This is a genomic window from Oleiphilus sp. HI0061, from assembly GCF_001635675.1.
Genome location: NZ_LWFE01000577.1, coordinates 1 through 4,553, shown reverse-complemented (window position 1 = coordinate 4,553; position 4,553 = coordinate 1). Strand labels below are relative to the sequence as shown.

Below are 4,553 nucleotides of genomic sequence, written 5' to 3'. Positions count from 1 at the left end.
TATGGTTTGATTCATCCTGCTGACCGGGCCGTTTATAGCTAAGGCCTACAGAGACTAAACCGGAAAAGACATCACTCGGTACACAGCCAGTAAGGGAAGAAACAATCAGACAAGCTTCACACAAAGACTCAAATGCATGCTCAGTAGCAAGCTCCTCATGGTCTTGAGAACCACTGGAATGCTGATGATGAACATGATCGTCATGACTTAGCAGGTAAGGTGCAAAGCTGCTCTCCACGTGCTTCGCGGGATTATCCAAACGAAGATGTTCACTTGCATGGAACATGGCAAAGCTCGATGCAAAGAGCATCGTAAGGGCCAGGAAGTAGTGAAATAAAGCACGCAAGGGTTTAGTCATGCCAGCATTCTAAACAAACACTACAACAATTCAACTTTTGATATTTGGGCATGGAGCCCCCTGCCGACCAACGAGGGGCTCCTCAGCAGATAATTCTCCCGTCATAACACCTCTATTGCAATGCTTCATGATAATCATTATCATTTGCATTATTAATAATGATTTATTTGGAATCCCCCCACATGCAAGCCGAAATTACTCCCAACCAAGCAAGTAACTTGAACGCTAATATGCTTGACCCTCTGATTGAACTATTGAATATCGGTGGCCCAGTCGTCTGGATTCTTCTTGCCCTTTCGGTAATATCCCTGTCTATCGTTTTGTTGAAATGTTGGCAGTACTTTTCGGCGAAGGTCGAACAAAGTGCAGAGTTGGAAGCCAGCTTGTCCGCATGGGAACAAGGCCGTTATGACGAGGCACTCAATACCTTAGACAATAAGCAAGCCATTCCAAAGCTAGTTCGTCATGCCATGGATGGTCACCTAGCCAACGAAGATCAAAACATTCTTGAGCGAGAGCTGACACGCCAAGCCAATCAAATCATCATGGACTTGCGCGGATTGCTGAAGCCATTGGAAGTCATTGCCACCTTAAGCCCATTACTAGGTTTGATGGGAACCGTGCTTGGTATGATTGAGGCCTTTCAGCAAATGCAGTCAGCCGGATCCAATGTCGACCCCGCTGTACTCTCAGGCGGTATCTGGCAAGCCTTGCTCACCACAGCCGCTGGCTTAGCCGTCGCTATCCCCGTTGCGGCAGCTTATGCCTGGTTTGACCGTCGAGCCGAGCGTGTTGCCCATCACATCAATGACTCGGTAAGTCGTGTCTTCACTAAGTTCTCTGCGAACAACACCCCTACCAACGACAGCCCTACCAAGATGGTGAACGAGACTCTTCATGTTGCTTAAGGTTCAAACAAAACCTAAGAACCTCGTCAGCCTAACCCCACTCATTGATGTGGTGTTTATCCTGCTACTGTTCTTTATGCTCACCTCTAGCTTCAGTCAATTTCGGCAAATTGAACTTGGGCAGTTATCTCAGGGCGCGCACTCAAGTGCAGAACAAAACCGCCTGTTGATTCTCGATAGGAATTTGCTCGAATTAAATGGCACCCAATACTCACTTAGCGATGCAGCTCTCAGCGAGGGCTTAAAGGATATTGCGATGCAGCAGAGCTCTCTTATTGTTGCGGCACTCAGCCAAGTTGATATCCAAAGTTTGGTGTCTGTTCTTGATTTTTGCCGTGCTCAGGGCGTGAGCAATCTCAACCTTGCCGAGTCGGTATCGCGATGAAGCTTATTCATATCGAAGCGTCCAAAAACAATAGCCTTAACCTGGACGGCAATATGGTCCCTGCGATCAATATCGTCTTCTTGTTATTGATCTTCTTTATGGTGGCCGGTCAGATTAAATCGCCAAGCAAGAGCCTGGAATTGCCCAATTCACAAAATGATCAGAAAGTGGACGCGAAGACGCTGGTACTGGAAATTCATGCAAATGGAGAATACTTACTGGAAGGTGAGCAAGTTAATGACGAACTTAGCAAAGTGTTTTCTGATCAGACGATCACAGAACTGAGTATACGCATTCACCGCCAGCTTCCCGCTTCTGCATTAGACCCGGTGCTAAAGCTGGCACGAACTTACGGCATGGAAAGCCTGAGCATTCAGACGATTCAGCCATGAAGATAAAAAGTGCTCACATAACAACAGCAAGTCTCTTTGCGATCGCGCTCCACTTTTCCCTGGCACTAGCTTATAGCATCTATAGCTCGCCCTCTGCTATTGCCATGAGCGGAGCTCAACAAGCAGGTGAAGACGGTTTAATAGCAGGCTTGGGTCTGGCAGGAAGCTTTGTGGATACCAGTGCCGCGGCCTCAAGTGAAGAAGCACCCAACGAGCAAGTTCAAGAAGAGCTTGTCGATATCAAAGAAGCCCAAACACCAGACGAAGTCGCAGAAATCGAACCAGCGCTTGAAGCAATAGAAGAAACAATAGAAGAACCCACACCCGTCGAAACAATTGATCTGGAGAAGAAACAAGCAGATCTGCCAGCCGAGCTTGCTGCTCCTGAGCAGGTGGCTAAAAAGCTAGAAACGACTCAACCAGAAACTAAGCAAGCAGAAACAAAGCAGGCTGAAGACAGCAAAACTCAGGAAGACATATTTGATAGTAAACAAAACAGTCGAGCAACTATCAAAGCAACGGGAACAGGGAAAAGCACTACGACAGGAGGTAAACCAGCTATTCAGCAAACTTATCTTTCTCGTATTCTCGCCCATGCTGCGCGCCATAAACGCTACCCTCGAAGTGCCCGCCGAGCAGGCGTGACCGGCACTGTTCACGTTAATTTTTATCTAAAAACAAATGGTCGTCTAAAACGACCAAGGATTACAAAAAGTTCGGGAGACCCTCGCCTGGATCAGGAAGCTCTAGACATGCTGCTACGAGCTACCCCCTTTCCAGCGATACCAGAAGAATTGAGCAAGGACGGTCTCGACCTTACCTTGCCGATTGAATTTTCACTTAACTCATCCAACACGCTTTTTTAAGGAAGTATCATGTCTCACAACATTAATAATCCGGCCCGAGACTCGGAAACAAACCACACTGCACAAAACCCGAAAACTTTTTCTACGACTCGTTCTTCTGGAACATTAGCCCTGGCGATATCCGGTGCTCTAATGACGGGTATGGCAAGCGCTGAAGAGCCCACTCCAGAAAGCATCAAGCTTGATAAGCTTAAAATTGAAGAGTCTGTCACACCCGACACAAACCCTTATGCGACACCAGGTTCCCCTTACCTAGCGGAACGCCTTTCTGACCCTCGCCGAACAAGAACACTGGCTGAAACTCCGGCAACAATAAATGTTGTGACGACTACACAGGTCGCCGAGTCTGGCCGTAGTGACTTGCGCACTATTTTGGATGGTCAGCCTGGCATTACCCTGGGAACAGGCGAAAACGGAAATGCCTTTGGTGACCGCTATGTTATTCGTGGTCATGAAGCGCGCAGTGATGTCTTCGTCGACGGCTTACGCGACCCGGGCATGACCATTCGTGAAAGTTTCGCTGTTGAGCAAGTTGAAATCAGTAAAGGCCCTAGCGCGAGCTTTGCAGGGCGCGGCACAACAGGTGGAGCGGTGAACTCGGCAACCAAACGTGCAAGCACCGAGTATGACTTTGCGAAAGGCTCTATCGGTATCGGCACCGATTGGCACCACCGCGTCACGGCTGATATCAACCAGGTCATTGATTATGACACTGCCCTACGTGTTAACCTGCTTAAGTCAGGTGAAAATGTTCCCGACCGTGACCCGGCTGACCGAAATCGCGCAGGTGCAGCAATCTCACTATCTCACCAGGTAACAGATCAGCTAGAAATCGTTGCGGATGTCTATCATTTCCGAGGCGAAGATAGCCCGGACTTAGGTACCTACATAGATGGTGATACCGGCAAACCTGTTAAAGATATCCCTTCTTATGTGCAAGATGAGGACTTTCTGAAATCTGAAACCAGTACTGCAACGCTGCGTGTTGGTTATGAATTTAGCCCAACTTCGAGCATTGTGAATCTGACTCGCTACGGTATTACCGAGAATGGTTATGTTGCGACAGGAGCCCGAGGTACAACAGCTTACCCAACACTTGATGATGCTACGAATGATACCAATGGCTTTGAAACTGCTTCGTTAAGTACTCATCAAGGCTGGCAAGACGTTGATTATTTTGCCAATCAATTTAATTTTCTGACTACAAAAGAACTCGGCGAGACAGTTCATGACATCGTGATTGGTGTCGAATATACCGACCAAACGGTTATCAACGGCGTCTATAGCTACACTTCTGAAGGAGCCTCAAACTGCTTCACTTCAGGTCGACGTGGTGTTGGGGAAGGCTATTGTTGGTCAGACGAAAATGGTAATACCGCGACAGACCTCAATACATTGATTCAACGAGATATTGCCCAAGGTGATAAAGACTCAGATTGGAATGTTGAAACCCTTGCGCTCTATTTCATGGATACCGTCGAGTTAAGTGATAATTGGACAGCCTTTGGTGGCGTTCGTTACGACTATTACGACTACAGCACCTTCGCAAACTATGACCCGGATGGCCGAAGCGGCCCCTTAGAAAGTGAGTGGACTGAATTTGCTGACGACGGTGGCTATTGGAACGGCCATATCGGTGCCAGC

Annotated in this window: 6 protein-coding genes; 5 read left to right on the top strand and 1 reads right to left on the bottom strand. The window is 47.9% G+C overall.

Annotated features, from left to right (window positions below):
• The coding region (locus A3735_RS07570; RefSeq protein WP_156499506.1) for a hypothetical protein at window positions 1–358 on the bottom strand (358 nt) is incomplete at its 3' end.
• Between the two features lie 182 nt (window positions 359–540).
• Between A3735_RS07570 and A3735_RS07565 the strand changes: the two genes are divergently transcribed.
• From A3735_RS07565 to A3735_RS07545, 5 genes are all read left to right on the top strand, one after another.
• The gene (locus A3735_RS07565; RefSeq protein ID WP_068513301.1) at window positions 541–1,266 is read left to right on the top strand and encodes a MotA/TolQ/ExbB proton channel family protein; all 726 of its coding nucleotides are present in this window, start codon (window positions 541–543) and stop codon (window positions 1,264–1,266) included.
• Window positions 1,256–1,651 (top strand): biopolymer transporter ExbD, encoded by a 396-nt coding sequence (locus A3735_RS07560; RefSeq protein ID WP_068513304.1) that lies wholly within the window; start codon window positions 1,256–1,258, stop codon window positions 1,649–1,651. The genes A3735_RS07565 and A3735_RS07560 overlap by 11 nt, the downstream gene beginning before the upstream one ends.
• The gene (locus tag A3735_RS07555) at window positions 1,648–2,043 is read left to right on the top strand and encodes a biopolymer transporter ExbD (protein ID WP_068513307.1); all 396 of its coding nucleotides are present in this window, start codon (window positions 1,648–1,650) and stop codon (window positions 2,041–2,043) included. The genes A3735_RS07560 and A3735_RS07555 overlap by 4 nt, the downstream gene beginning before the upstream one ends.
• Window positions 2,040–2,909 (top strand): energy transducer TonB, encoded by an 870-nt coding sequence (locus A3735_RS07550; protein ID WP_068513311.1) that lies wholly within the window; start codon window positions 2,040–2,042, stop codon window positions 2,907–2,909. The genes A3735_RS07555 and A3735_RS07550 overlap by 4 nt, the downstream gene beginning before the upstream one ends.
• Before the next feature lie 9 nt (window positions 2,910–2,918).
• On the top strand, window positions 2,919–4,553 hold a 1,635-nt coding region (locus tag A3735_RS07545; protein ID WP_156499505.1), incomplete at its 3' end, for a TonB-dependent siderophore receptor.